Here is a 26,787-nt window from a genome sequence, read left to right on the forward strand (position 1 = left end):
GCCCGGATTATAGGCATATTTGGTAACGGATACCATGTACACCGATCAGTCCCGAGCGTCGTGTTGAGCCTGATAGACCGGGTTTTGCTCTTGAAGTGCCACGAGGCGCGCCAGAGGGTCCTGTCGATAGAACGCCTTGAGCTGCTCATAGACGGCCGGATACGCCTCGACCAGCAAATCCGGGGCGCTGAAGAAGTACTCGCTGGTGACGGCAAAGAACTCAGCCGGGTTCTCTGCGGCATACGGGTCGATGGCGGTTTCGGCGTCGGGGTCGGCATCCAGCTGGCGGTTCATGTCGTCGAACGCGCCCTGCATGGCGCTGGCCCAGTCGGCGATGCGCATGTCGCGATGCAGCGGCGGCAGGCCGTTGGCGTCGCCATTGAGCATGTCGAGTTTGTGCGCCAGTTCGTGGATCACCAGGTTGTAGGCTTCCCAGCCGCCACTGGACAACACACCGGGCCAGGCAAGGATCACCGGCCCTTGCAACCAGGCTTCGCCGCTGTGTTCGCCATCCCATTCGTGCTCGATACCGCTGGCGTCGCGATGCCGTTGCGGGCTGATGAAATCATCGCCATAGAGGATGATTTCGTGAAAGCCCTGATACCAGTTCAAATCGCCCAGGGCCAGCAACGGCAACTGGGCTTGCGCGGCGAGGAACAGGCGCGATTCATCGTCCAGCGCGACGCCTTCCAGCGCTGTCAGGTGCTTGGCCCGCAGGAACAACACGCAGCTGTCGCGCAGGTGGCGATCCTCTCCGTCGCTGAGGCCGTCGAGCATCGGCAGGCGCTGGCGCACCCGCTCCCAGATTTCAGGGTCGACAGGGTTGCGCGCCAGCGTGCGACGTTTGAGCCAGTCGCCGAGCGACCACATGACTCAGCGAGCAGCGGCAGAACGGCCCATCCGGCCGCGCACCAGACCGATGATCATCGGCAGCAGCGACAGCAGGATGATCGCCAGCACCAGCAGGGTGAGGTTCTTCTTGATGAACGGGATGTTACCGAAGAAGTAACCCAGCGTGACGAGGCTGCCGACCCAGAGGATCGAGCCCAATACGCTGAAACCCAGGAAACGGAAATAGTGCATCTTGCCCAGGCCCGCCACGAACGGGGCGAAGGTGCGGATGATCGGCAGGAAGCGCGCCAGGGTCACCGTCTTGCCGCCATGGCGTTCGTAGAATTCGTGAGTTTTGGCCAGATAGTCGCGACGGAAGATCTTCGAGTCGGGATTCTTGAACAGCCTGTCGCCAACCGTGCGGCCAATGACGTAGTTGGTGCTGTCGCCGATGATCGCCGCGGCCATCAGCAGGCAGGCCAGCAGCACAGGGTCCAAGGCGCCGCCAGCGGCCACCGCGCCGGCGATGAACAGCAGGGAATCGCCCGGCAGGAAAGGTGTTACGACCAGCCCCGTCTCACAGAAAATCACCAGGAAGAGGATCGCGTAGACCCAGGTGCCGTAGTGGGTCACCAGCATGTCGAGGTAGACGTCGAGGTGAAGGATGAGGTCGATCGGGTTGAAATCCATGTACGGCACCTGATTGAGAGACCCGTGCCGGGTCACGTGCGGGGTCGATAAGTACTGCTGATTGGGGCCGCATTATAGAGGCAAGAAACGGGATGTTGCCGAGGTCTGTGTGCAGATTGAAACATTTGGTAGTGATGGGATATGAGGCCCTGTAGGAGCGAGCGTGCCCGCAATGGCATTCGACCCACCGCTGCGATGTCGCCTGACAGCCCATCGCGGGCAAGCGCGCTCCTACAAGTCCGGGAATCGACTCAATTAATCGGCAAGGTGTAGTTCTTGAACTGCGTGTCTTCTTTGAAACCGATCGACTCGTACACCTTTTGCGCCACTTCGTTGTTGGCGCTGGTGGATACGCGCATGCGCACGGCCTGGGTTTCGCGGGCCATCTTCTTGGCTGTTTGCATCAGGTGATCGGCCACCAACTGACGGCGCGCGTCTTCGGCGACGTAGATATCGTTAAGGATCCACACGCGCTTGAGCGACAGGGAGGAATAGCTGGGGTAGAGCTGACAAAAGCCAAGTAGCTTGCCGTCGTCATCGTCCGGCAGCGCGAGATAAATGACCGACTCTTCGCGGCTCAGGCGTTTCTCCAGAAACTTGCGGGAGGAGTCAGGAAAGGGCAGTTCGCCGTAGAACTCGCGGTATTTGACGAACAGCGGGGTCAATAGGTCCAGGTGCTCCAGGGTGGCTTGGATGATCCGCATGGTTGGGCCTCAGCTTCATTGGGAAATGCATGAAAGGGGGAGGACGCGCCTGGCACGGGGGCAGACGATTTCGACTGTGCCTAAGCGGTTTAGAAAGCGCAATCCAAAAGCGGGACTGGTCATCCTGAAGGGCCTCTGTGGGAGCGAATTTACTCGCGAAGAGGCGGGTAGGGGCAATACATCTTCATCGTTCAACAACCGCATCGCGAATAAATTCGCTCCCACAGGGGAGTGATGTGCGGCGTAACAAAAACGGCCTCCGAGGAGGCCGTCATTTGACGCGCTATCGCTGAATCAGAAGAAGCCCAGCGGGTTGATGTCGTAGCTCACCAGCAGGTTTTTGGTCTGTTGGTAATGCTCGAGCGCAACCTTGTGGGTTTCGCGGCCGACGCCGGATTTTTTGTAACCACCGAATGCAGCGTGCGCCGGGTACAGGTGGTAGCAGTTGGTCCACACGCGACCGGCCTTGATGGCGCGGCCCACGCGGTAGGCGCGGTTGATGTCGCGGGTCCACACGCCAGCGCCCAGACCAAACTCGGTGTCGTTGGCAATGGCCACGGCTTCGGCTTCATCCTTGAAGGTGGTCACGCTGACCACCGGGCCAAAGATTTCCTCCTGGAACACGCGCATCTTGTTGTTGCCTTTGAGCAACGTCGGCTGGATGTAGTAGCCGGTCGCCAACGAGCCTTCCATTTTCTCGACCTTGCCGCCGGTCAGCAGCTCGGCACCCTCGCCCTGAGCGATGTCGAGGTAGGAAAGGATCTTGTCGAACTGCTGCTGCGAAGCCTGAGCGCCGACCATGGTCTCGGTGTCCAGCGGGTCGCCGCGTTTGATCTTCAGGACCTTCTTCATCACCGCTTCCATGAACTGCGGGTAGATCGATTCCTGAACCAGGCAGCGCGAAGGGCAGGTGCAGACTTCGCCCTGGTTGAAGAACGCCAGCACCACGCCTTCAGCGGCTTTGTCGATGAACTCGGGTTCTGCACTCATCACGTCTTCGAAGTAGATGTTCGGCGACTTGCCGCCCAGCTCCACGGTGGACGGTATGATGCTGTCGGCCGCCAGTTTCATGATGTGCGAGCCCACCGGGGTCGATCCGGTAAAGGCGATCTTGGCGATGCGCTTGCTGCTGGCCAGGGCCTCACCGGCTTCACGGCCGTAACCTTGCACGACGTTCAGCACGCCTTTTGGCAGCAGGTCGCCGATCAGCTCCATCAGCACCGCGATGCCCAGCGGGGTTTGCTCGGCCGGTTTGAGCACGATGCAGTTACCGGCGGCCAGGGCAGGCGCGAGTTTCCAGGCAGCCATCAGCAGCGGGAAGTTCCACGGAATGATCTGGCCGACCACGCCCAGCGGCTCGTGAATGTGGTACGCCACGGTGTTGCCGTCGATTTCAGCGGCGGTGCCTTCCTGGGCACGCAGCACGCCTGCGAAATAACGGAAGTGGTCGACCGCCAGCGGGATGTCGGCGTTGAGGGTTTCGCGCACGGCCTTGCCGTTGTCCCAGGTTTCGGTCACGGCCAGCAGTTCGAGATTCTGCTCGATGCGGTCGGCGATTTTCAGCAGGGTCAGCGAGCGTTCCTGAACGGAGGTCTTGCCCCACGCATCGGCAGCGGCGTGGGCGGCGTCCAGGGCTTTATCGATGTCTTCGGCAGTGGAGCGAGGAAAGGTTGCGATCAGCTTGCCGGTGATAGGCGAGGTGTTTTCGAAGTATTGGCCTTTGACCGGCGGCACGAACTCGCCACCGATGTAGTTGCCGTATTGGGACTTGAAGGTAACGATTGAGCCTTCAGTACCGGGATGGGCATAACGCATGGTGAATATCTCCTTGCTCTTGTGATTGTGTGGGGATAACGCACGGCTGCACAGGTCGCGGCGCTTGGTTAAAGCGTAGAGCAAAGCGCGGGCCACTGCCGTGTGGTGCCCGGTTATAAGGGTTTTGCCGATATTTCAGACGCTTGGCCGATGTCCTTGTGCCAGATGCGGGGCAGTCAGGGTGACAGTTTGTATCGAAAGTGGCACAGCTCACCGAGCCGCACCTTTGGAAGCATTGCAATGCAACAAGGCGAGGAGGATGCTGGTCGCCAACGCAGCAGGGGAAAAATAAAAAGTGCCCAGCAATCACCTGACTCGACACGCCCAACAGGTTCTCACCGTGGCTCAAGGCAAGGCCCATCATCGCTACGGCCCAGGCGCCGACCCGTCCATCGCCCGCTCGTGGACGCGTTGCCTTGAGGACTACCACCTCGACCCCGCCCAACCCATGGCGCCGACCGTGCTCGAACACGCGCGGGTGCTGGAGAGCCGCGAGCGGCTGCAGCAGGTGCTGAGCATCGCGGGCGGTGAAATGAACAGCCTGCATCAGCAGCTTTCCGGTGGGCATGCCGTGCTGCTGACCGATGATCGCGGGGTGATCCTCAATTGCGTCACCGAGCCTGGCGAACGCCGGATTTTCGAGCGCGCCGGTCTGTGGCTCGGCGCCGACTGGAGTGAGTCGCGGGAAGGCACCAACGGCATCGGCACCTGCCTGGTCGAACGTCAGTCGGTGACCATTCATCGTGACGAACACTTCCGCGGTCGGCACACCGGGCTCACCTGTTCGGCCAGCCCGGTGTTCGACCCGCATGGCGACCTGCTTGCCGTACTCGATGTTTCCTCGGCCCGGCACGATGTGTCACGCCAGAGCCAGTTTCACACCATGGCGCTGGTCAACCTCTCGGCGAAGATGATTGAAAGCAATTACTTCCTGCGCCATTTCGACGATCAGTGGCTGCTGCGCTTTCACCTGCAGGCTGGCTCGGTCGGCCTGTTCAGCGAAGGGTTGTTGGCCTTCGATGGCGAGGGTCGAGTCAGTGCGCTGAATCAAAGCGCGTTGAATCTGCTGAGCCTGAACCGTGCCGATCTGGTGGGCCAGCCTGTGGCGTCGTTGTTCGACTGCTCGCTGGATGACCTGATGAGCCGCGCAGCGCCGGATGCTGCTGCCAGCTGGCCATTGCGCACCCGTGATGGTCGCGGATTTTTCGCGGTGCTGCGTGGGCAATCGCGAGCCGGGCTGAAAACCCTTTCAACACCTGTTGGCGCCAAAGTCGCTGCGCAGCCTGCTTTGAGTGGCATTTGCCTGGGCGACCCCGCGTTGCAAAGCGATTTCCGCCGCGCCTTGAAGGTGTTTGAGCGGGACGTGCCGTTGCTGGTCAATGGTGAAACGGGCTCGGGGAAAGAAGCGTTCGCCAAGGCCGTGCATCAGGCCAGTCAGCGCGCGGCTCGGCCATTCGTGGCGTTGAACTGCGCGGCCATCCCGGAGAGCCTGATCGAAAGCGAATTGTTCGGCTATCGCGGCGGCAGTTTCACCGGCGCGCGCAAGGAAGGCATGCGCGGCAAGCTGCAACAGGCTGACGGCGGGACACTCTTCCTCGATGAAATTGGCGACATGCCGGTAGCGTTGCAGACCCGTTTGCTGCGGGTGTTGGAGGAACGTATGGTGGTGCCGATCGGCGGAGAACCGCAGGCGGTGGATGTACGCATCATCAGCGCGACACACCGTAATCTCTTGGGCCGCGTGGAAGATGGCAGCTTCCGCGAGGATCTTTATTACCGGCTCAACGGCCTGGAGGTCGCGCTGCCAGCGCTGCGTGAACGCAGCGACAAGTCGCAGTTGCTGGACTTTTTGCTGCAGGAAGAAGCCGGTGGCTATCCGGTGGTGATTGAGCCGGATGCCAGGCAGCTGTTACTGGGTTTCAACTGGCCGGGCAACGTTCGGCAAATGCGTCATGTGCTGAGGACGTTGGCCGCGTTGTGTGAGGCGGATCGGATCTGCCTGGGTGATCTGCCGCAAATGATTCGTCAGGGCGTTGTGCAAAAAGCGGAAACCCCCGAAGCGCCTGATTCCCCGCTGGATTGTGCCGAGCGGTCGGCGCTGGTGGCAGTTCTTGAGGCTCACAGGTGGCACATGACCCACGCGGCGCAGGCGCTGGGGGTCAGTCGCAATACCTTATATAGAAAGCTGCGCAAGCACGGGATCTCCCGATAGCCCAGGCGCACCACAATTCGCTCCCACAGAACCGTGTTCGGCGATGATCAACTTGCGATTCAATTGCCCCGTGCGCACTGCCCTCCTTCTAAGCTAACCTGCGCGAATGTTTTAAGAGGTTAGTCATGCACATTCATATTCTGGGTATTTGCGGCACGTTCATGGGTTCGCTGGCGGTTCTCGCCAAGGATTTGGGGCATAAGGTCACGGGCTCCGACGCCAATGTCTACCCGCCGATGAGCACTCAGCTCCAGGCGCAGGGCATCGAGTTGATGCAAGGGTACGACCCTTCGCACCTGGATCCGGCTCCCGATCTGGTGGTGGTCGGCAATGCCATGTCGCGGGGCAACCCGGCTGTCGAATACGTCCTGAACAAGGACCTGCCGTACGTTTCCGGCCCGCAGTGGCTGGCCGATCACGTGTTGCGCGGTCGCTGGGTGCTGGCGGTTGCCGGGACCCACGGCAAGACCACCACCAGCAGCATGCTGGCTTGGGTGCTGGAACACGCCGGTATGGCGCCAGGTTTCCTGATCGGTGGCGTGCCGCAGAATTTTGCCGTGTCTGCCCGCTTGGGCGATACGCCGTTTTTCGTGGTCGAGGCCGACGAATATGACAGCGCCTTCTTCGACAAGCGTTCGAAATTCGTTCACTACGGCCCACGCACCGCGATCCTCAATAACCTTGAGTTCGATCACGCCGACATCTTCCCGGATCTGCCTGCCATCGAGCGGCAATTTCACCATCTGGTACGCACCATTCCGAGCGAAGGCCTAGTCATTCACCCGACCACCGAGCCTGCCCTGGAGCGCGTGATTCAAATGGGCTGCTGGACGCCTGTGCAAACCACAGGGCAGGGCGGCCAGTGGCAAGCCAGGCTGCTGAGCGAAGATGGTTCGAAATTCGAAGTGCTGTTCGAGGGCGTTGTGCAAGGCGTGGTCGATTGGGGCATGACCGGTCAACACAACGTCGCCAACGCCTTGGCCACTTTGGCAGCCGCGCGCCATGTCGGTGTCGTGCCACAGCAGGGCGTTGAAGCCCTGAGCGCGTTCAAGAGCGTGAAGCGTCGTATGGAGAAAGTCGCCGAGGTGCGCGGCATCACCATTTATGACGACTTCGCTCACCACCCGACCGCGATCGCCACCACGCTGGACGGCTTGCGCAAGAAGGTGGGCGACTCGCCGATCATCGCCATCGTCGAGCCGCGTTCAAATTCCATGAAGCTCGGCGCGCACCGCGATGGCTTGCCGGAGAGTGTCGATCAAGCCGATCAAGTGGTCTGGTACGCACCGGCCAATCTGGGTTGGGACCTGGCCGCGACCGCCGCGCTGTGCAAAACCCCGTCGATCGTCTGCGACTCGCTGGACGCCATCATCGAACGCGTGAAAAGCCAGGCCCAGCCCGGCACTCACGTGGTGATCATGAGTAACGGCGGCTTCGGCGGCCTGCACGGCAAGCTGGCCGAGGCGCTGAAATGAGTGGGCCGGAACGCATCACCCTGGCGATGACCGGCGCCTCCGGCGCACAGTACGGTCTGCGCCTGCTGGACTGTCTGGTGCGGGAGGATCGGGAAGTGCACTTTCTGATTTCCAAGGCCGCGCAGTTGGTGATGGCGACTGAAACTGACGTCACCCTGCCGCCCAAGCCGCAGATGATGCAAGCGTTTCTGACCGAATACACCGGCGCGGCCGATGGCCAGATTCGCGTCTACGGCAAGGAAGACTGGATGTCGCCCGTGGCCTCAGGCTCGGGTTCGCCCGCTGCGATGGTGGTGGTGCCGTGCTCGACCGGCACCTTGTCGGCCATTGCCACCGGCGCCTGCAACAACCTGATCGAACGCGCCGCCGATGTGACCCTCAAGGAGCGTCGTCAGTTGATCCTGGTGCCTCGCGAAGCGCCGTTTTCCAGCATTCATCTGGAGAACATGCTCAAGCTGTCGAACATGGGCGCGGTGATTCTTCCGGCCTCGCCGGGCTTTTATCACCAGCCGCAGACCATCGATGATCTGGTGGATTTTGTCGTGGCTCGGATTCTCAACCTGCTGAACATCCCTCAGGACATGCTGCCGCGTTGGGGCGAGCATCATTTCGGCGCCGATGAATAAGAAGCTGTTTGTCCTCACCCTCGGCCTGTTACTGGCCACTGGTTGCTCCACCGTGCGCACGCTGGACGCCAATCAGCCGGGCGCGCCGGTGGTCTATTCCGGGACTCGGCTGGATCTCTATGCGATTCAGGGCGGGTGCTGCGAGAAGGATCGCTTTGGCGCCGAGGCCCCGAAATACCCGATGCTGGACTTGCCGGGCAGCGCGTTGTTGGACACGGTGCTGCTGCCGTTATCGATCCTGACGGCGTTGGGCGTGGGGTTTCAGGCGACGGGTGGGATGTAGTGGCGCCGCTGGCCTGTGGATGACCTGTGGGAGCTGTGGGAGCGAATTCATTCGCGAGACGGTTTGACATCCTTGTGAATCTCTCTCGGATGTACCGGCCCCTCGCGAATGAATTCGCTCCCACAGGTAGTGTGCTAACCGTACGTTGTTATTTCCCCAGCCGTCGCAACTCATCCGACTCCACCACCCGCACCCCATCCTGCTCTTCCAGCGCCAGACGCCACAGCGCCCGTGCCAGCTGGCAGGCCTCGATGCCGCCGTATTTGCCAGGGATCAGTTTGGCGATGGGCGCGGCCAGTTGTTCGACCAGGCGCTGATCCTGACGCTCGCCAATCAACAATGAAGGGCGGGCAATCGTCAATTGGGGCCAGTTCTGGTCCTTGAGCGCGGCTTCCATTTCGCCTTTGACGCGGCTGTAGAAGATGCTCGATTCCGGGTCAGCGTTGACTGCGCTGAGCACCAACAGATGCCGTGCACCCAGCTCGCGAGCGCGTTTGCCGAAGGCCACGACCATGTCCATGTCGACGGCGCGAAAGGCGTCCTCAGAGCCAGCCTGTTTGATCGTGCTGCCCAGACAGCAAAAGGCGATGTCCACGCGACCGCCGAGTTGGGCGAGCAGCGAGGTGAAATCGCCCACCGGATTTTCCAGATGAGGGTGTTCGGCCAGCGGACGGCGGCTGGGGGCCAATACACGGCTGACGGTGGGTTCGTTGAGCAGGCGATCGAGCAGATGCTCACCCGTCAAACCCGTGGCTCCGGCAAGCAGGATGTGTTGCGGCGTCAAGTACATGGTCTTTCTCCCTTGATACGACACAAGCATAGGCGCTCTAACGCAACAGACTGTCCGGCGAGCAGGCTGGTTTCACAAAACTCTGAAATTCTTCATTTGAGGCATGACGCCGTTAGCGTTTGACGGTATTCAGCGCGCGCTCGGCCTGGCTTTTGCGCAGCTTCTGCCAGTGGGCAATCACGCCTTTGGGCGCCCAGATCTGCGGTTCGGAGGCCTCGAAGTTTTCCTCGATTTCCCGCTGGGCAACGATGGTCTTGGCGCTCTCGAAGGCCTGTTGCAAATCGTCGGTCTCCACCAGCGCCTTGCCGAAGAGGGCCTCGCCGAAATAGGTGAAGTCCGCCTCTTCGGAGCAGCCGAAGGACACCCGGTCTTCTCGCGAAGCGGTGATGATCATGGTTTTTTCGTCTTTGATCGCCGGGATGAAACCGCCGGAATAACAGGCGGAAATCACCACGATCTTGTCGCGATTCTTCAGCGGCGCCAGCACCCCGGCCATCTCGTTGGCAGGCAGGTCGGACAGCTCAAGACGTGACTGATCGAGCACCAGTTCGTGCTCGTGGGTGCCGTGGCTGGTGAGGTAGATGAAGATCAGGTCTTCCGGGCCGCTGCGCTGAGCGAGGGTTTGCACGGCGCGGCTGATGTTCTCGCGGGTGGCCAGCGGGCGGTCGGTCATGTGATCGCGGTGGTTGACCAGGGTGATCTGCCCCAGCGCGCCGAAACGCGTCGCCAGCAGCTTGTTGACGTAATCGGCCTCGCGCAAAAAGACGCTTTGCTTGCCGTCGCCACCTACCACCAGGGTGTACAGCTCGGTGGTAGGGGTGGACGCCGGCACGGCCGCGAGTGCCTTCTCCAGCAGCGGGCCTTGGGCAAGCAGGCCGACTTCCAGCGGGTCTGGCAACAATTTGCCCATGGCGTCGCGCACGCGTTGGCCGTTTGACCAGGTGCCGCTCTGCACGCTGCCGTCAGCCGAGGTCAACACGCCCATGCCTTGATAGTTGTCGTTGTCGAAGCGGCCGACGTAGGTGCTGCCGTCCGGCAATCTCAGGCGGCCTTCACCGGCAAAGCGCCAGTTGCGGAACTGGCCTTGATAACTGGTGCCGTCCGAGCCGATCAACTCGCCCTTGCCGGTGAAGGCGCCGTCCTTGAACTGGCCGGACCAGACATCACCATCGGCGTTTTCGTAACGACCGCGACCGTTCAACTGATTGTCATGAAAGCCGCCGACGTACTGGTCGCCATCGGCGCTGTTGAAGTTACCGACGCCCTGCAGCTGGCCGTCGACGAACTTGCCGCTGAACTGATTGCCCGCCGCGTCGCTGCGCTGGCCTTCACCGTTGGGTTTGCCGTGGGCGAACTGGCCCTGATACTCGCTGCCGTCTTCGAGTTGTAGATGACCGAGGCCATCGTAGAGGTCGGCCTTGAACTCGCCGCGGTAGCTCATGCCGTGCTCTTTGAGCGTGCCTTCGCCGTCGCGCCGGCCCAGTTTGTAGCCGCCGACATAGGTCCCGGCGGCGGTGGTCAGCGAGCCCTGGCCGTGGAACAGGCCATCCTGGAAGCTGCCTTTATAGACGTCGCCATTGCTGGCATGCCACTCGCCCTGGCCGTTCCACTGACCCTTGCTGAAATCCCCGGCGTACCAGCTTCCATTGGGATAATCGATGCGTCCCTTGCCTTGCAGGACACCGTTGACCACGTCGCCACGGTAACGGCCGCCATCGGGCAGGCGTGCATCTGGCGGCAACAGCGACTCGCCATCACCACAAGCGGTAATCAGAAGGGTAAGGGCCAGAGGGGCAAGCGCGCGCATGGTAAATCCCGAAAATGAGTGTTTCGGCGTGCTCAGATTCGCGTACTTGTATCGAGTCGCTCACACAGCCGCAGCGAGTATGCCGTAGCCGGGAAGCGTCATGAAACAGTCTGTTACGACTGTTTCATGTTTTAGGGGGGTTACACGAAGGCGAGGGAAAGTGGTTCAGCGATGAAGGCAGGTTTGTCCTGACCCTCGATTTCAAGCGTTGCAACCGCTTTGAGCAGCCACTGACCGGGCTTTTTCTCGATGACTTCGGTGAGCGTAACTTTTAGACGAACGCGCGAATCGACTTTCACCGGCTGAATGAAGCGCACGCTATCCAGGCCGTAGTTGACGACCATTTTCAGGCCTTCGGGCATCACCAGCAGCGACTCCATGAGCTTGGGGATCAACGACAGCGAGAGAAAACCGTGGGCGATGGTCGAGCCAAAGGGCGTTTGCGCGGCCTTGACCGGATCGACGTGAATGAACTGAAAATCGCCGGTGGCTTCGGCAAACAGGTTGATACGCGCCTGGTCGATCAGTAACCAGTCGGAACTTCCCAGTTCCTTGCCTTCATAACGCTTGAGCGCTGCAACAGGTACATAGGGCATCGATACTCTCCTTGTGCATGGGGTGTTTTTTCAGACTCGCGCGGCGATCGGCGCTTTTATTGCTTCACGCTATCGTTAGGTATCACTGCTTCCCCCTGTAGGAGCGCGCTTGCCCGCGACTGCTGTGCGTCAGGGCAATTCTTTATTGACAGACCGCTATGGCGGGCAAGCGCGCTCCTAGAGGACTGATGAAATCCGACTAAAGATCAGCATGGCCCGCAAGGCTGGTCAAGAACCCCAAGGCTTGCGAATACCGATCCATAGCCCGACGGCCTGCGTGCTTATAATGTCGCCGCGAATTTGCTGGAGTTGTTTATGTTGCTAAGAGGCCTGACGTGGCTGGTGCTGTTCCAGTTGGTGGGGACGGCGCTGAATCATTTATTCCTGTCGATATTGCCGGGGCCGATCATTGGCCTGGTGCTGTTGATGATTTACCTGATGGTCCGCGGCGAAGTCAGCGAGCCCGTCAGCCTGGCCGCCAGCAGCCTGCTGCGTTATCTGCCGCTGTTGCTGGTGCCGCCTGCGGTGGGCGTGATGGTCTATGCCGGGCAGATCGCTGACGATTTCTGGGCCATTGTAGGGTCGCTGGTGTTGTCGTTGATGATCTCGCTCACGTTTGCGGGCTGGTTGATGCAAAAACTCATCGATCGGCAGGCCAGTCGCCGGGAGCCGTCATGAGTCTGGACTGGCACGGCGCGTGGCTGTCGGTGATTCATCACCCGCTGTTCGGCATCGCGATCACCCTGGGCGCCTACCAGATGGTGCTGGCGGGGTACGAGAAAACCCGCTGGGTGTTCCTCCAGCCCGTGCTGGTGTCAATGTTGGTAGTGATTGGCGTGCTGGTCATCTGCGGGCTGGATTACGCCGAATACCGCAAGAGCACCGAAATTCTCAGCATTCTGCTGGGCCCGGCGACGGTGGCGCTGGCGGTGCCGCTTTATCTGAATCTGCGGCGAATCCGGCAGTTGTTCTGGCCGGTGTTGACTACGCTGGTGATTGGCGGGGTCGTGGCGACGGCGTTGTGTGTGGGCCTGGGCTGGGTGCTCGGCGCCGATCACATGATCCTGATGACCATGGCGCCGAAATCCGTCACCTCGCCGATTGCGATGCTGGTCGCCGAGCAGATCGGAGGCGTGGCAGCACTGGCGGCGGTGTTCGTGTTGATCACCGGCGTCATTGGCGGCATATTCGGCCCCGGTCTGTTGACCCTGGCCGGTGTGCAAAGCCCGGAAGCACGAGGCATGGCCTTAGGGCTGACGGCGCACGCGGTGGGTACATCGGCCGCCTTGCAGGAAGGTGAAGAGTGCGGCGCCTTTGCGGCGCTGGCCATGAGTTTGATGGGTGTCGCCACGGCCTTGTTCCTGCCGCTGGCGGTGTCTCTGGTTGCTTGAGGATGGGTTTATGTCGTTGCCTTTGTTTCCGCTGAACGCTGTGCTGTTCCCCGGCTGCGTGCTCGATCTTCAGATATTCGAGGCGCGCTATCTGGACATGATTGGCCGCTGCATGAAGCAGGGCGAAGGCTTTGGCGTTGTGTGCATCACCGAAGGCAGCGAAGTGGGCGATGTTCCCGAAGGTTTCTCGCAGATCGGCTGCGAAGCCATCGTCACCGACTTTCAACAGCAGGACAACGGCCTGTTGGGGATTCGTGTCGTGGGTAAACGGCGTTTTCGCGTGACCGACGCTCAGGCCCTGCGCGACAACCTGCTGATCGCCGAAGTGGAGTGGCTGGAAGACCCCCAAGAGCAGCCGTTGCAGGAGGAGGACGACGATCTGGTGGCGCTGCTGGCGGCATTGGCGGAGCACCCGATGGTCGCCGCGTTGAACATGGGGCTCACTGCCAGCGGGCAGCAGTCACTGTCCAATCAGTTGGCGTACCTGCTGCCGTTTGCCGAAGAGGACAAGATCGAACTGCTGGAAATCGACGACGCCGAGGAGCGGCTTGACGCCATTCAGGACCTGCTCGATGAGATGCAGGGGGATATGCAGGCGTAGGTCCACCATGGAATCAACTGTGGGAGCGAGTTCATTCGCGAGGCGTTTGTATATCCGACACAGATGTATCGCCTGAAATGCCGTCTCGTCGGGATGCCGCCCAGAATGAATTCGCTCCCACAGGGTGGGGCTCCCGTAGACAGTTGTGTGGAAAGGCCTTGCTCAATACTCGTACCGGATCAACCCATGGGTCAGCGAATGCGCGGCAAACCCGCCCAGTACCAGAACGATCGCCGGTAACAGCAACCACCACACTCGCAGCGGCAGGGCAGGCAGCGATTGCTTGTTTTGTACGAACGCCAGGCTCGCCGCGCAGGTGAAGAACGCCAGCAGCATCCCGGCCAGTACGTCGGTCGGCCAGTGAACCCCCAGATACACCCGCGACACACAGATCGACGCCGCCGGAATCGCGCCCAACAACAGCCAGGTCAGACGCAGCCTTACGGGTTGTCCGCGGCCGGCCAGCACTGCCAGCGTCATGAACAATGCGAACGAGGCAGAGGCGTGACCGCTGGGCATGCTGTAGGTCGTGAGCGGTTCGGCCAGGACTTCTGGGCGCGCGCGGGCGAAGGTGTGCTTCATCGTCTGGTTCAGAATCGCCGCGCCCAGCGTGGTCGCGCAGGCGAAGATTGCATGGCGCCATTGGCGGGTAACGACCAGAACGATCAACAGCATGGCCGCCGCACAAAATTGTGTCTGGAAGTCGCCCAGGCCCGTGACCAACACGACGAAATTCTGGGCGGTGGCGCTGCGATGTTCCTGCACCAGGGTCATCACGCCCTGGTCAAGTTGTGCCAGGTACGGCCAGCCGAGGAAAATGCCCGCGAGCATGATCAGGCTGGCCAGCGCGATCAGTTTGGTGGCGTAAGGCTTGGCCCGCACGCTGCTCTGAATGGCTAAGCCCAGCAAGATCGCCAGACCCGCTCCGACCACTGCCGCCTCGGGCCAGAAGCCTTCGGGCAGCGGCAGCCGAATCGCCGCCCCGGTCGCCCACCCCGGCATGATGTAGGCCATTGACCAGCCCGCCGCGGCTACCACGCTGACCACGAAAAACCGCACGAACGGCATGTCGAACATGCCGGCCACCATCGGCAGCATCGGGCGCAGCGGGCCGATAAAGCGGCCGACCAACAGGCTGGCAATGCCGTAGCGCTGGAAATACGTTTCGGCCCCGGCGATCCATTCCGGGTGATGGCGCAGCCCCGGCAAACGCCGAATGTTCTGATGGAAACGTCGTCCCAGGAAGTAGGAAATCAGATCGCCCAGCAGCCCCCCGAGGAAACCCAACAGCAAGGCCTCGCTCAGCGGCAGGATTCCACTGCCCGCCAGCGCTGCGATCGCGAACAGTGCGACTGTGCCTGGGACAATGATCCCGGCGATCGCCATGCATTCAAGGAATGACACCAGGAAGACCGCTGCGCCCAGCCAGGACGGGTTGGCGCTCAGCCAGGAGGTAATGCTGCCGAGCCATGCGCCCATGGTTCAGTTTCCTTGCTCGAGAATGAAGTAATCGCGGCCTTCGACTTGCCCGCGTCGTATCGGGTTCCGCGTGCAGAACCGGGCGTAGGTGGCGTCGACGAAGCGATACATTAGTTGCTCGTCGCGTCCTGAGGGGATGCCCAGGCGAGTGGTCTGGATGATCTGCGCGGGTTTCTGGCGGACGTCTTCGACAAAAATCTGCTCATGATCGAAACGCTTGCCGTCCCACATTGGCACTTTCAGGCCCAGGGCCTTGCACAGCAGCGTCTGCCCCGCACACAACCGCTCCGGCGGGCGCACGTTGCCGCTGGCGTCGGGGTTGTTCAGTTGCATCTGCGCCAGGCTGTTCTTGTCGGAGAAGGCGTCGACCCATGGATAGGCCGATTTGATCAGCACGGCATTGCCCGGCCCTTCGGCGCTGAAATTCAGGGAGTCACCGCCGCGCGCGTAATACATATAGATGTGGCCGCCATCCAGAAACAAAGCCTTACGTTTTTCTGTGTAACCGAGGGAGGCGTGGCTGCCTTTTTCCTCGAGGTAATACGCTTCTGTCTCTATGATGCGCGCCGAGAGCCACAACTCGCCGACCTTGTGACGCACCACTTTGCCCAGCAGGTCGCGGGCGAGGGTCTGGGCGTCTCGGTTGAAGAAGCTGTCGGGCAGGGCGCGCTGGAAAGGTTCGGGCATGGGCGGGCAACGTGATGGACTGGATGGCGATAATAGCAATCCCGGACTTAATTGGAGCTGAATGGCGGGATGCCGATCACTTCGTTATCAATTCGGGCACTCCCACAGTGCTTCGCATTCGATCGACTGTAGGAGCGCGCTTGCCCGCGATAGCGTTTTGACAGACGGCTTCAGGGGTTCAGACAGATCGCATTCGCGGGCAAGCGCGCTCCTACAAATAAATGTGCACAGGTATTGATCGTGCCCACTGACGTCCCGTCATCAGCGTGCCTGCTAAAACAAATCCGGCTTATATCGACCATCCGCCCCTCGCCGCTGTCGTTCGTCACGCCCGACAGCTATAATCGGCCGCTTTCCTCTTTGCCAAGACCTCTGAGACCATGACTGAGTCCGTTCTTGACTACATGACCCGTCTGGGTCGCGCCGCCCGCGAAGCTTCGCGCGTGATCGGCCGCGCCAGCACCGCGCAGAAAAACCGCGCCCTGGCCGCCACCGCCGCCGCGCTGGACGCTGCCCGCGACGAGCTGACTGCCGCCAATGAACAGGATCTGGCCGCTGGTCGCGCCAATGGTCTGGAAGCTGCTCTGCTTGAACGTCTGGCCCTGACCCCGGCTCGCATCGACAGCATGATCGCCGGTTTGCGTCAGGTCGCCAGTCTGCCGGACCCCATCGGCACTCTCCGTGACATGAATTTCCAGCCGTCCGGCATCCAGGTCGGCAAGATGCGCGTTCCGCTGGGCGTGGTCGGCATCATCTATGAGTCGCGTCCGAACGTGACCATCGACGCCGCCAGCCTGTGCCTGAAGTCCGGCAACGCCACCATTCTGCGTGGCGGCTCCGAGGCCATTCACTCAAATCGCGCCATTGCCGCCTGCATTCAGCGCGGGCTGGACGAAGCCGGTCTGCCCGCTGCAGTCGTTCAGGTTGTCGAGACCACCGACCGCGCCGCCGTCGGTGCCCTGATCACCATGCCCGAGTACGTGGACGTCATCGTTCCCCGTGGCGGCAAGGGTCTGATCGAACGCGTCAGCCGTGAGGCCAAGGTGCCGGTGATCAAGCACCTTGACGGCATTTGCCACGTTTACGTCAGTGCCCACGCTGATCTGGCCGCCGCACAGCGCATTGCATTCAACGCCAAGACCTATCGCTACGGCATCTGCGGTGCGATGGAAACACTGCTGGTCGACCAGGCCATCGCAGCGGATTTCCTGCCGCAAATGGCCGCCCAGTTCCGCGAAAAAGGTGTCGAGCTGCGCGGTTGCGAGCGCACCCGTGAGCTGATCGAGGCGATCCCGGCCACCGAAGACGACTGGCACACCGAATACCTGGCGCCGATCCTGTCGATCCGTATCGTGACCGGTCTGGATCAGGCCATCGAGCACATCAACCATTACGGCTCGCACCATAGCGATGCGATCATCTCCGATTCCCAGGCTCAGACCCGCCGTTTCATGGCTGAAGTCGACTCCAGCTCGGTAATGATCAACGCGCCTACCTGCTTTGCCGACGGTTTCGAATATGGTCTGGGTGCTGAAATCGGCATTTCCACCGACAAGATTCACGCCCGTGGTCCTGTGGGGCTTGAGGGCCTGACCTGCGAGAAGTACATCGTCATGGGCGACGGTCGCCAATTGCGCGGGCAGGGGCCTGCCTGACTTGGCCGACCTTCGCCAGCACGCAGGCAACGCTGCGAATGCTGAGGCTGCACCTGTCGAGAGCACAGGCACTGCCTCACCCAGACGCATCGGCATGCTCGGCGGGACGTTCGATCCGGTCCATATCGGCCATTTGCGCGGCGCGCTGGAAGTCGCCGCGCTGCTTGAACTCGATGAGTTGCGCCTGACGCCCAGCGCCAGGCCGCCTCATCGCGACACGCCCAGTGTGTCGGCGCAGGACCGTCTGGCGATGGTCCGCTGCGCTGTGCAAGGCGTATCGCCATTGACGGTGGACGACCGCGAATTGTCTCGGGACAAGCCGTCTTACACCATCGACACGCTGGAATCGATGCGCGCGGAACTCGCCGCCGATGACCAGCTGTTTCTGTTGCTGGGATGGGATGCCTTTTGCGGGCTGCCGACCTGGCATCGATGGGAAGAGTTGCTGGAGCACTGCCATATCGTGGTGCTGCAACGCCCGGACGCCGACAGCGAGTCGCCGGACGCCATGCGTAACCTGCTGGCGGCGCGCGCAGTCAGTGATCCGAAAGCCCTCAAAGGGCCTGGCGGACACATTACATTCGTCTGGCAGACGCCGCTTTCGGTGTCTGCCACCCAGATCCGCCAACTGCTGGCCAGCGGTAAGTCGGTACGTTTTCTGGTGCCAGACGCGGTACTGGCCTACATCGAGGCGCACGGGCTGTACCGTGCGCCCAATTGAACTGAATGAGTTTTTTATGACACAGCAAAAAATCACCCTTTCCGGCGAAGAGCTGGTTGAACTGGCCAAGGCCGCTCTGGAAGACGTCAAGGCTCAGGACATCCTGGTCATCGACGTCAAGGACAAGCACAGCCTGACCGACTACATGGTCATCGCCACCGGTACCTCGAACCGCCAGATCAACGCCATGCTCGACAAGGTCCGCGAGAACGTCAAAGCCCGCGGCGCACAGCCCTTGGGCGAAGAAGGTAAAGGCGAAAGCGACTGGGTTCTGCTGGACCTGGGCGACGTGATCGTTCACATGATGACCGCCGCTTCGCGCCAGTTCTACGACCTGGAGCGCCTGTGGCAAGGTGCCGAGCAGAGCCGTGCCGCCAGCGGCGCGCACCACACGCCGGGCAACGAATAAGGGCTCATCGTGCGTCTGCGTCTGATTGCTGTTGGTTCGCGCATGCCCAAGTGGGTGGAGGAGGGTTGGCACGAATATGCCAAGCGTCTGCCATCGGAACTTGCCCTTGAACTGGTGGAAATTCCGCTCAATACCCGTGGCAAGAATGCCGACGTGGCTCGCCTGATCCGTCAGGAAGGTGAGGCTATGCTGGCAAAGGTGCAGCCAGGTGAGCGGATCGTCACCCTTGAGGTGCATGGCAAGCCGTGGAGCACCGAGCAACTGGCGGTGGAGCTCGATCGCTGGCGTTTGGACTCGCGCACGGTCAACCTGATGGTGGGCGGCCCCGAAGGGCTGGCGCCTGAGGTCTGTGCCCGTGCCGAGCAGCGCTGGTCGTTGTCGCCATTGACGTTGCCGCACCCGTTGGTGCGCATCCTCATTGGCGAGCAGATTTATCGTGCCTGGACAGTGCTGTCCGGTCACCCTTATCACAAGTAGCGCCGCTGCCTTCACTGTGAACACGCCCTAAATGTCTCAGCCGATTCGCCTGAAAGATCACGAAAAGGACGCACGCCTGGTGCGTAACCGTGTCGTGGTCGGCGCTGGCATCGTGATCGTGCTGATCTGTGTGCTGGTGGCGCGGCTGTATTTCCTGCAAGTCATCCAGTACGACTACCACTCGACCCTCTCGGAAAACAACCGGGTGCATGTGCAGCCGATCCCGCCGAGTCGCGGACTGATTTTTGACCGCAATGGCGTGGTGATCGCCGACAACCGGCCCAGCTTCAACCTGAGCATGACCCGCGAGCGTTCGGGCGGCGAATGGGCCAAGGTGCTCGACACCATCATCGAAGTGCTGGAGCTGACGCCGGACGACCGGATCATCTTCGAAAAGCGCATGAAGCAGGGACGTCGCCCGTTTGAGCCGGTGCCGATCCTGTTCGAGCTGACCGAAGAGCAGATCGCCCGCATCGCCGTGAACCAGTTCCGCCTTCCAGGCGTTGAAGTGGTCGCGCAACTGATCCGGCACTACCCGCAGGGCGCGCATTTCGCCCATTCGGTTGGCTACATGGGCCGGATCAACGAGAAAGAGCTCAAGTCGCTGGACCCTGTGAATTACAGCGGCACCCACCACATGGGCAAAACAGGCATCGAGCGCTTTTACGAGCCTGAACTGCATGGTCAGGTCGGCTACGAAGAGGTCGAGACCAACGCCCGCGGTCGCGTGTTGCGCGTGCTCAAGCGCACCGACCCGGTGCCGGGCAAGGACATCGTCCTGAGTCTCGACATCCAGCTGCAGGAAGCCGCCGAGGCTGCGCTGGCCGGACGTCGTGGCGCTGTCGTGGCGCTGGACCCGAGCACGGGCGAAGTGCTGGCGATGGTCAGTCAGCCGAGCTTCGATCCGAACCTTTTCGTCACCGGGATCAGCTTCAAGGCCTATTCCGAACTGCGTGATTCGGTCGACCGACCGCTGTTCAACCGCATCCTGCGTGGCCTGTACCCGCCGGGCTCGACCATCAAGCCCGCCGTGGCCATCGCGGGCCTGGACACGGGCGTGGTGACGGCGAGCACTCGGGTGTTCGACCCCGGCTACTACATGCTGCCCAACTACGATCACAAATACCGTAACTGGAACCGCACCGGTGACGGCTGGGTGGATCTCGACACGGCGATCATGCGCTCCAACGACACCTATTTTTACGACCTGGCGCACAAGGTCGGCATCGATCGGCTGTCGGCCTACCTGAACAAGTTCGGCATCGGGCAGAAGGTCTCGCTGGACATGTTCGAGGAGTCGCCCGGCCTGATGCCGTCCCGTGACTGGAAGCGCATCACCCGTCGTCAGGCCTGGTTCCCGGGCGAGACGCTGATTCTCGGGATCGGTCAGGGCTACATGCAGGCCACGCCTTTGCAGCTGGCTCAGGCCACGGCGCTGGTGGCGAACAAGGGCAAGTGGAACCGTCCGCACCTGGCCAGGACCATCGAGGGTCACAAGCCGGTGGATGAAAACCCGATGCCCGACATCGTCCTGCGCGACCCGTCCGACTGGGCGAAGGTCAACCACGGTATGCAGCAGGTGATGCACGGCGCCCGGGGTACGGCGCGCAAGGCGTCCATCGGCTCGCAATACCGCATTGCAGGCAAGAGTGGTACGGCGCAGGTCGTGGCCATTCGCCAAGGCGAGAAGTACGACCGCTCGAAAGTCCAGGAGCGCCATCGCGACCACGCCTTGTTCGTGGGCTTCGCGCCGGCCGATAACCCGAAAATCGTCGTAGCGGTGATGATCGAAAACGGCGAGTCGGGGTCCGGCGTCGCCGCGCCGGTCGTCCGGCAAGTCATGGATGCCTGGTTGCTTGGCCCGGATGGCCGTCTTAAACCTGAATACGCCGCCAACACACTGCCTCCGGAGACCGCGGCCCGTGAAGAGTAATTTCGACCGCATCCTCTCCAGCGAAGATGTGATGCGCCGTCGCGCCACGTTCCTGCAGAAAATCCACGTCGACGGCCCCTTGCTGATCCTGCTGCTGACCCTCGCAGCAGGCAGCCTGTTCGTCCTTTATTCCGCCAGCGGCAAGAGCTGGGACCTGTTGATCAAACAGGCCACCTCGTTCGGTATCGGTCTGGTCTCGATGTTCGTCATCGCCCAGCTGGAGCCGCGTTTCATGGCGCGCTGGGTGCCGGTGGCCTATGTCTTTGGCGTGCTGTTGCTGGTGGCGGTGGACGTCATGGGCCACAACGCCATGGGGGCGACGCGCTGGATCAACATCCCGGGGGTGATTCGTTTCCAGCCCTCGGAATTCATGAAGATCATCATGCCGGCGACGATCGCCTGGTACCTGTCCAAGCGCACCTTGCCGCCGCATTTGAAGCACGTCGCGGTGAGTCTGGCGTTGATCGGGCTGCCGTTCATTCTGATCGTGCGCCAGCCGGACCTTGGCACTTCGCTGCTGATTCTGGCCTCCGGCACCTTTGTGTTATTCATGGCCGGCCTGCGCTGGCGCTGGATCATCGGCGTGATCGCCGCAGCGGTGCCGGTGGCGGTGGCGATGTGGTTCTTCTTCATGCACGACTACCAGAAGCAGCGGATCCTGACGTTCCTCGACCCCGAGAGCGACCCGCTGGGCACCGGCTGGAACATCATTCAGTCCAAGGCGGCCATCGGTTCGGGCGGCGTGTTTGGCAAGGGCTGGCTGCTGGGCACCCAGTCGCACCTGGATTTTCTGCCGGAAAGCCACACCGACTTCATCATCGCGGTGCTGGGCGAAGAGTTCGGGCTGGTGGGCATCTGCGCGCTGCTACTGATTTATCTGGCGCTGATCGGCCGCGGGCTGGTCATTACCGCGCAGGCGCAGACGCTCTACGGCAAGTTGCTGGCGGGCAGTCTGACCATGACGTTTTTTGTTTATGTTTTCGTCAACATCGGTATGGTCAGCGGTCTGCTGCCGGTCGTGGGGGTGCCATTGCCCTTCATTAGCTACGGCGGAACTTCGCTGGTGACACTGCTGTCAGCGTTTGGGGTTTTGATGTCGATCCATACGCACCGCAAGTGGATCGCTCAGGTTTGAATAAGGTGAATTTCTCAATGCAAGTAGTGCGTGGCTGGGCTGCTCGATATGCGCCGCTGGTCGGTCTGATGGGCATCCTCGGTTCAGTGCAGGAGTCGCTTGCCGGTGACTATGAGGGTTCGCCACAGGTCGCTCAGTTCGTCAGCGACATGACCCGTGATTACGGGTTCGCGGGCGAGCAACTGATCGAAGTTTTTCGCAACGTCGAGCGCAAACAGTCGATTCTCGACGCGATTTCCCGGCCCGCCGAACGGGTGAAACCGTGGAAGGATTACCGTCCGATGTTCCTGACCGATGCGCGTGTCGCACGGGGTGTGGATTTCTGGCGGCAGCATGAAGTAGCCCTGGCGCGCGCAGAGCAAGAGTATGGGGTACCTGCTCAGGTGATCGTCTCGATCATCGGTGTGGAAACATTTTTTGGTCGTAATACAGGGAATTACCGGGTAATCGACGCATTATCGACGTTGAGTTTCGATTATCCTCCTCGCGCCGAATTTTTCCGCAAGGAGCTGCGCGAGTTCTTGTTGCTGTCCCGCGAAGAGCAGGTCGATCCGCTGACGCTCAAGGGCTCGTACGCCGGGGCGATGGGCTTGCCGCAATTCATGCCGAGCAGCTTTCGCAATTACGCGGTGGATTTCGACGGCGACGGCCACATCAACATCTGGACCGATCCGGATGATGCGATTGGTAGCGTTGCCAGTTATTTCAAGCGTCACGGCTGGGTTGCGGGAGAGCCTGTGGTCAGTCGGGCGAGCGTGCGCGGCGACCGTGTCGATGAGGGTTTGAGCCCGGGAATCGAGCCGGTGAAGACCATCGGGGAGTTGCGAGCCTTGGGCTGGGCAAGTCATGATGCGCTGCGCGATGATTTGCCGGTCACGGCTTTTCGCCTGGAAGGCGACAATGGCCCTGAGTACTGGATGGGTTTGAAGAATTTTTACGCAATCACGCGTTACAACCGCAGCGTGATGTACGCCATGGCCGTGCATCAGCTGTCTGAACTGCTTGTTCAAGCTCGGGGCGTCAAGTAATGCGGTCATTGCCGATCAAACAACCATTGAAGCTGATGGCCTTCACGGCGCTGACATTGCTCGTCGCCAGTTGCTCCACTAACAGCAGTCGACCGACGCAGCAGGGCAACATCATCCGCTCGCAGCCGGGACTGGACATCAATCGGGCACACAAGGATGGCGCCCCTTGGTGGGACGTCGACGTGTCGCGCATCCCCGATGCCGTGCCGACCTTGCACACCGGCCCTTATAAAGCCAACCCGTATACCGTGCTCGGCAAGACGTATTTCCCGCTGACCGACTCGGCGAGTTACAGCCAGACCGGTACGGCGTCTTGGTATGGCACCAAGTTCCACGGTCAGAACACCGCCAACGGCGAAGTCTATGACCTCTATGGCATGAGCGCGGCGCACAAGACCCTGCCGCTGCCCAGCTACGTGCGCGTGACCAACCTGGACAACAACCGTACGGTGATTCTGCGGGTCAACGACCGCGGGCCGTTCTATTCCGATCGCATCATCGATTTGTCTTACGCCGCCGCCAAAAAGCTCGGCTACGCCGAAATCGGTACCGCGCGGGTGAAGGTCGAAGGCATCGATCCGGCGCAGTACTGGGCGCAGCGTGGCAAGCCTGCGCCGCTGATGCTCGACCAGCCGCAGGTGGCGATCAGCGGTCCTGCGCCGAAGCCTCAACCGGCCGCGCCTGTCATCACGGCTTCGGCCGGCACCATCGAGCAATGGACCCCGCCGCCGCAACAGCACGCCGCGCCTGTATCGCCTGTGCCGATCGACGCAAAAAAAAACGCTTCCGGACAAGCGTCTGGGCTGTTTCTCCAGGTGGGAGCCTTCGCCAACCCGGACGCTGCGGAACTCTTGAGGTCGAAACTGAGCGGGATGGTTCGAGCCCCGGTTTTCGTGAGCTCGATAGCGCGCAATCAACAGACGCTCTATCGCGTGCGAATGGGGCCGGTCGGCACGCCGGGTGAAGCCCAGCAACTGCAGAACAGCGTAAGGTCGGCCAATCTGGGCTCGCCAAGCGTGGTGACATCGGACCAGTAACCTTGTGTCCGGCATGACAGATCCATGATTCGAACCTCGGCCACGAGGGCGAATCAAAGCTGCCAGGCAGCCAACTTGCCGCCAGAGCATGCGATGTCAACAGCTTTTCACGGGACCATCTACGCAGCCGCCTGTAGAATGTCGCCCCGTTCGCCAGGGAAGCCTGGCACTACCGCTTTGCCCGCGAGGGCATGTTTGCCCATTAGCATTTTCGAGAGACGGATGAACATCACCACCTTTGCAAAACGCCTTTGCCTTTTAATCCCGCTTTTCACCGCGCCTGCCGTGTTTGCGGCAGAGCAGATGACGCCATCGGCGCCGCAACTGGCAGCCAAGGCGTATGTGCTGATGGATGCCAACAGCGGTAACGTGCTGGTCGAAAACAACGGCGACCAGAAGCTGCCCCCGGCCAGTTTGACCAAGCTGATGACTGCGTACATCGCGACTCTGGAAATCCGTCGCGGCCAGATCGGCGAGAACGACCCTGTGACCGTCAGCGAAAACGCCTGGCGCACCGGTGGCTCGCGGATGTTCATCAAGGTGGGCAGCCAGGTGACCGTCAGCGACCTGCTGCACGGCATCATCATTCAATCGGGCAACGACGCCAGTGTGGCGCTGTCCGAGCACATCGCCGGTAGCGAAGACGCCTTTGCCGACATGATGAACAAGACCGCTGGCGACCTGGGCATGGTCAACAGCCACTTCATGAACCCGACCGGCCTGCCGAACCCTGATCATTACGCCACTGCCCACGACATGGCGCTCCTGGCTCGCGCGATCATCCATGAAGACCCGGCTCACTACGCCATCTACTCGCAAAAAGAGTTCTTCTGGAACGGCATCAAACAGCCGAACCGCAACCTGCTGCTGTGGCGTGACAAGACTGTTGACGGTCTGAAAACCGGTCACACCGAAGAAGCCGGCTACTGCATGGTCTCCTCGGCCGTTCGTGACGGCATGCGTCTGATCGCCGTGGTCTTCGGCACCAACAGCGAACAGGCTCGCGCGGCTGAAACCCAGAAGCTGCTGACCTATGGTTTCCGTTTCTTCGAAACCCAGACCTTCTACCAGAAGGGCACTGAACTTGCTCAGGCGCCGGTCTGGAAAGGCACCGAGCGTCAGGTCAAAGCCGGTCTGGCTGACGACCTGTCCATGACCATGCCTAAAGGCGAGATGAAAAAGCTCACCGCCAGCATGAGCATCAACCCGAAACTGGTTGCGCCTATCGCCAAGGGCGACGTGATCGGTCAGGTTGAAGTGAAGCTGGAAGACAAGGTCGTGCGCACCGCTAATCTCATTGCGATGGATGGCGTTGATGAAGGTGGTATCTTCCGCCGGCTGTGGGACAGCATCCGCATGTTCTTCTACAGTCTGTTCAACTGATCATTGATTGATCGCTTATTGACTGCTGTTCCGTACGCCCCTGTCGCTGATCGCGGCAGGGGCCTGTCCGTTTTCCGGCTTACGAGGCCGTTACTGCCATGACAGATACCGAAGTTAAAGCCCCGAAAATCGAATTTCCGTGCGCCGATTATCCAATCAAGATCATCTGCGATACCGGCGCGGGCAACAAAGACAAAGCCATCGAGATCGTTGGCAAACACGCCAAGATCAACGACGAACGCGTGGATGAACGCCAGAGCAGCAACGGCAAGTACACCACCGTGCAGCTGCACATCCTTGCCACTGACCAGGATCAGCTCTACAACATCAACAGCGAGCTGCGGGCCACAGGTTTCGTGCACATGGTGCTGTGATGGGCGAGCGTCTGGGCTTTCGCGATCTCGGACTGATCGACTACGAGCCTGCGTGGCAGGCCATGCAACGCTTCACGGACGGTCGCCACCGCGATACGCCCGATGAAGTGTGGCTGGTCCAGCACCCTGCGGTCTTCACCCAGGGGCAGTCCGGAAAGCCCGAGCATCTGCTTCTTCCGGGTGATATTCCGGTGGTACAGGTCGATCGCGGTGGCCAAGTGACTTATCATGGCCCCGGCCAACTGGTGGCGTACCTGCTGCTGGATGTGCGTCGCCTGGGCTTTGGCGTGCGCGAACTGGTGACCCGGATCGAGCACAGCCTCATCGAGCTGCTGGCCAGTTATGGCGTCACCGCAGCCGCAAAGCCTGAAGCGCCGGGGGTCTATGTCGACGGGGCGAAGATCGCCTCACTGGGTCTTCGTATCCGTAACGGCTGTTCGTTTCATGGCCTGGCGCTGAACGTCGACATGGATCTGGACCCGTTTAAACGGATTAACCCCTGCGGGTATGCGGGGCTGGCAATGACCCAGCTGCGCGAACAGGCAGGCCCGATTGAATTTGCCGAGGTAAGTGCCCGGCTGCGTGCGCAGCTCGTCAAACACCTCGACTACGCTGAGCAGACGACCCTAACGGGCGGAATCGATTGAT

General features: G+C 61.1%; 27 protein-coding genes. 18 read left to right on the forward strand and 9 right to left on the reverse strand.

Going from position 1 to position 26,787, the window contains the following annotated elements; all coding sequences use genetic code 11:
- Positions 1–45: 45 nt before the first annotated feature.
- The 4 genes from AC07V9_RS15265 to exaC form a co-directional block, all read right to left on the reverse strand.
- Positions 46–870: a M90 family metallopeptidase gene (locus tag AC07V9_RS15265; protein WP_495016510.1), complete on the reverse strand. Its 825-nt coding sequence runs from the start codon at positions 868–870 to the stop codon at positions 46–48.
- 3 nt (positions 871–873) lie between these two features.
- Positions 874–1,521, reverse strand: coding sequence for a DedA family protein (locus tag AC07V9_RS15270; RefSeq protein WP_495016511.1), 648 nt, complete (start codon positions 1,519–1,521; stop codon positions 874–876).
- Between the two features lie 251 nt (positions 1,522–1,772).
- Positions 1,773–2,225, reverse strand: coding sequence for a GNAT family N-acetyltransferase (locus AC07V9_RS15275; protein WP_495016512.1), 453 nt, complete (start codon positions 2,223–2,225; stop codon positions 1,773–1,775).
- Between the two features lie 294 nt (positions 2,226–2,519).
- Positions 2,520–4,040, reverse strand: a complete 1,521-nt coding sequence (exaC, locus tag AC07V9_RS15280; protein WP_495016513.1) for an acetaldehyde dehydrogenase ExaC — start codon at positions 4,038–4,040, stop codon at positions 2,520–2,522.
- A gap of 295 nt (positions 4,041–4,335) precedes the next feature.
- Here exaC and AC07V9_RS15285 point away from each other — a divergent pair, with 295 nt between their 5' ends.
- The 4 genes from AC07V9_RS15285 (at position 4,336) to AC07V9_RS15300 (ending at position 8,636) form a co-directional block, all read left to right on the forward strand.
- Positions 4,336–6,252 carry a sigma-54-dependent Fis family transcriptional regulator gene (locus AC07V9_RS15285; RefSeq protein WP_495016514.1) on the forward strand — a complete coding sequence of 639 codons (1,917 nt, stop codon included), beginning with the start codon at positions 4,336–4,338 and terminating at the stop codon, positions 6,250–6,252.
- 125 nt (positions 6,253–6,377) lie between these two features.
- Positions 6,378–7,727 carry a UDP-N-acetylmuramate:L-alanyl-gamma-D-glutamyl-meso-diaminopimelate ligase gene (gene mpl, locus AC07V9_RS15290; protein WP_495016515.1) on the forward strand — a complete coding sequence of 450 codons (1,350 nt, stop codon included), beginning with the start codon at positions 6,378–6,380 and terminating at the stop codon, positions 7,725–7,727.
- Positions 7,724–8,353, forward strand: a complete 630-nt coding sequence (gene ubiX, locus AC07V9_RS15295) for a flavin prenyltransferase UbiX (protein ID WP_166597464.1) — start codon at positions 7,724–7,726, stop codon at positions 8,351–8,353. Before mpl ends, ubiX begins: the two co-directional genes overlap by 4 nt.
- On the forward strand, positions 8,346–8,636 hold the full coding sequence (locus AC07V9_RS15300; RefSeq protein WP_274136294.1) for a YceK/YidQ family lipoprotein: 291 nt from the start codon (positions 8,346–8,348) through the stop codon (positions 8,634–8,636). Before ubiX ends, AC07V9_RS15300 begins: the two co-directional genes overlap by 8 nt.
- A 148-nt stretch (positions 8,637–8,784) precedes the next feature.
- Here the strand turns inward: AC07V9_RS15300 and AC07V9_RS15305 are convergent, their stop codons facing one another.
- The 3 genes from AC07V9_RS15305 to AC07V9_RS15315 all read right to left on the reverse strand — a co-directional run bounded on the left by AC07V9_RS15305 (position 8,785) and on the right by AC07V9_RS15315 (position 11,829).
- Positions 8,785–9,426, reverse strand: coding sequence for an oxidoreductase (locus tag AC07V9_RS15305; RefSeq protein ID WP_495016516.1), 642 nt, complete (start codon positions 9,424–9,426; stop codon positions 8,785–8,787).
- Positions 9,427–9,538: 112 nt separating this feature from the next.
- On the reverse strand, positions 9,539–11,233 hold the full coding sequence (locus tag AC07V9_RS15310) for a C13 family peptidase (protein ID WP_495016517.1): 1,695 nt from the start codon (positions 11,231–11,233) through the stop codon (positions 9,539–9,541).
- A 140-nt stretch (positions 11,234–11,373) separates the two neighbouring features.
- On the reverse strand, positions 11,374–11,829 hold the full coding sequence (locus tag AC07V9_RS15315; RefSeq protein ID WP_495016518.1) for a MaoC family dehydratase: 456 nt from the start codon (positions 11,827–11,829) through the stop codon (positions 11,374–11,376).
- Between the two features lie 315 nt (positions 11,830–12,144).
- On the opposite strand from AC07V9_RS15315, the gene AC07V9_RS15320 reads away from it, so the two are divergent.
- From AC07V9_RS15320 to AC07V9_RS15330, 3 genes are read left to right on the forward strand one after another with little or no spacing between them, the layout of a single operon-like run.
- Positions 12,145–12,507 carry a CidA/LrgA family protein gene (locus tag AC07V9_RS15320; protein WP_495016519.1) on the forward strand — a complete coding sequence of 121 codons (363 nt, stop codon included), beginning with the start codon at positions 12,145–12,147 and terminating at the stop codon, positions 12,505–12,507.
- 2 nt (positions 12,508–12,509) lie between these two features.
- Positions 12,510–13,220, forward strand: a complete 711-nt coding sequence (locus AC07V9_RS15325) for an LrgB family protein (RefSeq protein WP_495016607.1) — start codon at positions 12,510–12,512, stop codon at positions 13,218–13,220.
- 10 nt (positions 13,221–13,230) lie between these two features.
- Positions 13,231–13,821 carry an LON peptidase substrate-binding domain-containing protein gene (locus AC07V9_RS15330; RefSeq protein WP_495016520.1) on the forward strand — a complete coding sequence of 197 codons (591 nt, stop codon included), beginning with the start codon at positions 13,231–13,233 and terminating at the stop codon, positions 13,819–13,821.
- A gap of 162 nt (positions 13,822–13,983) precedes the next feature.
- On the opposite strand, the gene AC07V9_RS15335 is transcribed toward AC07V9_RS15330, so the two are convergent.
- On the reverse strand, positions 13,984–15,300 hold the full coding sequence (locus tag AC07V9_RS15335) for a bifunctional DedA family/phosphatase PAP2 family protein (RefSeq protein ID WP_495016521.1): 1,317 nt from the start codon (positions 15,298–15,300) through the stop codon (positions 13,984–13,986).
- A gap of 3 nt (positions 15,301–15,303) precedes the next feature.
- On the reverse strand, positions 15,304–15,987 hold the full coding sequence (locus AC07V9_RS15340) for a DNA-3-methyladenine glycosylase (RefSeq protein ID WP_495016522.1): 684 nt from the start codon (positions 15,985–15,987) through the stop codon (positions 15,304–15,306).
- 380 nt (positions 15,988–16,367) lie between these two features.
- Here AC07V9_RS15340 and AC07V9_RS15345 point away from each other — a divergent pair, with 380 nt between their 5' ends.
- The 11 genes from AC07V9_RS15345 to lipB all read left to right on the forward strand — a co-directional run bounded on the left by AC07V9_RS15345 (position 16,368) and on the right by lipB (position 26,786).
- Positions 16,368–17,642: a glutamate-5-semialdehyde dehydrogenase gene (locus AC07V9_RS15345; protein WP_495016523.1), complete on the forward strand. Its 1,275-nt coding sequence runs from the start codon at positions 16,368–16,370 to the stop codon at positions 17,640–17,642.
- 88 nt (positions 17,643–17,730) lie between these two features.
- Complete coding sequence (gene nadD, locus AC07V9_RS15350) at positions 17,731–18,363, forward strand: nicotinate-nucleotide adenylyltransferase (RefSeq protein ID WP_495016608.1); 633 nt, start codon at positions 17,731–17,733, stop codon at positions 18,361–18,363.
- A 16-nt stretch (positions 18,364–18,379) separates the two neighbouring features.
- The gene (gene rsfS / locus AC07V9_RS15355) at positions 18,380–18,772 is read left to right on the forward strand and encodes a ribosome silencing factor (protein ID WP_495016524.1); all 393 of its coding nucleotides are present in this window, start codon (positions 18,380–18,382) and stop codon (positions 18,770–18,772) included.
- A 9-nt stretch (positions 18,773–18,781) separates the two neighbouring features.
- Positions 18,782–19,249 (forward strand): 23S rRNA (pseudouridine(1915)-N(3))-methyltransferase RlmH, encoded by a 468-nt coding sequence (rlmH, locus tag AC07V9_RS15360; protein ID WP_400597531.1) that lies wholly within the window; start codon positions 18,782–18,784, stop codon positions 19,247–19,249.
- Positions 19,250–19,280: 31 nt separating this feature from the next.
- Positions 19,281–21,182, forward strand: coding sequence for a penicillin-binding protein 2 (gene mrdA / locus AC07V9_RS15365; RefSeq protein WP_495016525.1), 1,902 nt, complete (start codon positions 19,281–19,283; stop codon positions 21,180–21,182).
- Positions 21,183–21,213: 31 nt separating this feature from the next.
- Positions 21,214–22,317 carry a rod shape-determining protein RodA gene (rodA, locus tag AC07V9_RS15370; RefSeq protein ID WP_495016609.1) on the forward strand — a complete coding sequence of 368 codons (1,104 nt, stop codon included), beginning with the start codon at positions 21,214–21,216 and terminating at the stop codon, positions 22,315–22,317.
- Positions 22,318–22,334: 17 nt separating this feature from the next.
- Positions 22,335–23,345 carry a lytic murein transglycosylase B gene (mltB, locus tag AC07V9_RS15375; protein WP_495016526.1) on the forward strand — a complete coding sequence of 337 codons (1,011 nt, stop codon included), beginning with the start codon at positions 22,335–22,337 and terminating at the stop codon, positions 23,343–23,345.
- Positions 23,345–24,382 carry a septal ring lytic transglycosylase RlpA family protein gene (locus AC07V9_RS15380; RefSeq protein WP_495016527.1) on the forward strand — a complete coding sequence of 346 codons (1,038 nt, stop codon included), beginning with the start codon at positions 23,345–23,347 and terminating at the stop codon, positions 24,380–24,382. Before mltB ends, AC07V9_RS15380 begins: the two co-directional genes overlap by 1 nt.
- 222 nt (positions 24,383–24,604) lie before the next feature.
- Positions 24,605–25,765 carry a D-alanyl-D-alanine carboxypeptidase family protein gene (locus AC07V9_RS15385; protein WP_495016528.1) on the forward strand — a complete coding sequence of 387 codons (1,161 nt, stop codon included), beginning with the start codon at positions 24,605–24,607 and terminating at the stop codon, positions 25,763–25,765.
- Between the two features lie 98 nt (positions 25,766–25,863).
- The gene (locus AC07V9_RS15390; protein ID WP_274136553.1) at positions 25,864–26,139 is read left to right on the forward strand and encodes a DUF493 domain-containing protein; all 276 of its coding nucleotides are present in this window, start codon (positions 25,864–25,866) and stop codon (positions 26,137–26,139) included.
- Positions 26,139–26,786, forward strand: coding sequence for a lipoyl(octanoyl) transferase LipB (lipB, locus tag AC07V9_RS15395; RefSeq protein WP_495016529.1), 648 nt, complete (start codon positions 26,139–26,141; stop codon positions 26,784–26,786). Before AC07V9_RS15390 ends, lipB begins: the two co-directional genes overlap by 1 nt.
- The last annotated feature ends 1 nt before the right edge of the window (position 26,787 follow it).

Source organism: Pseudomonas sp. GW821-FHT02A11, assembly GCF_059421985.1.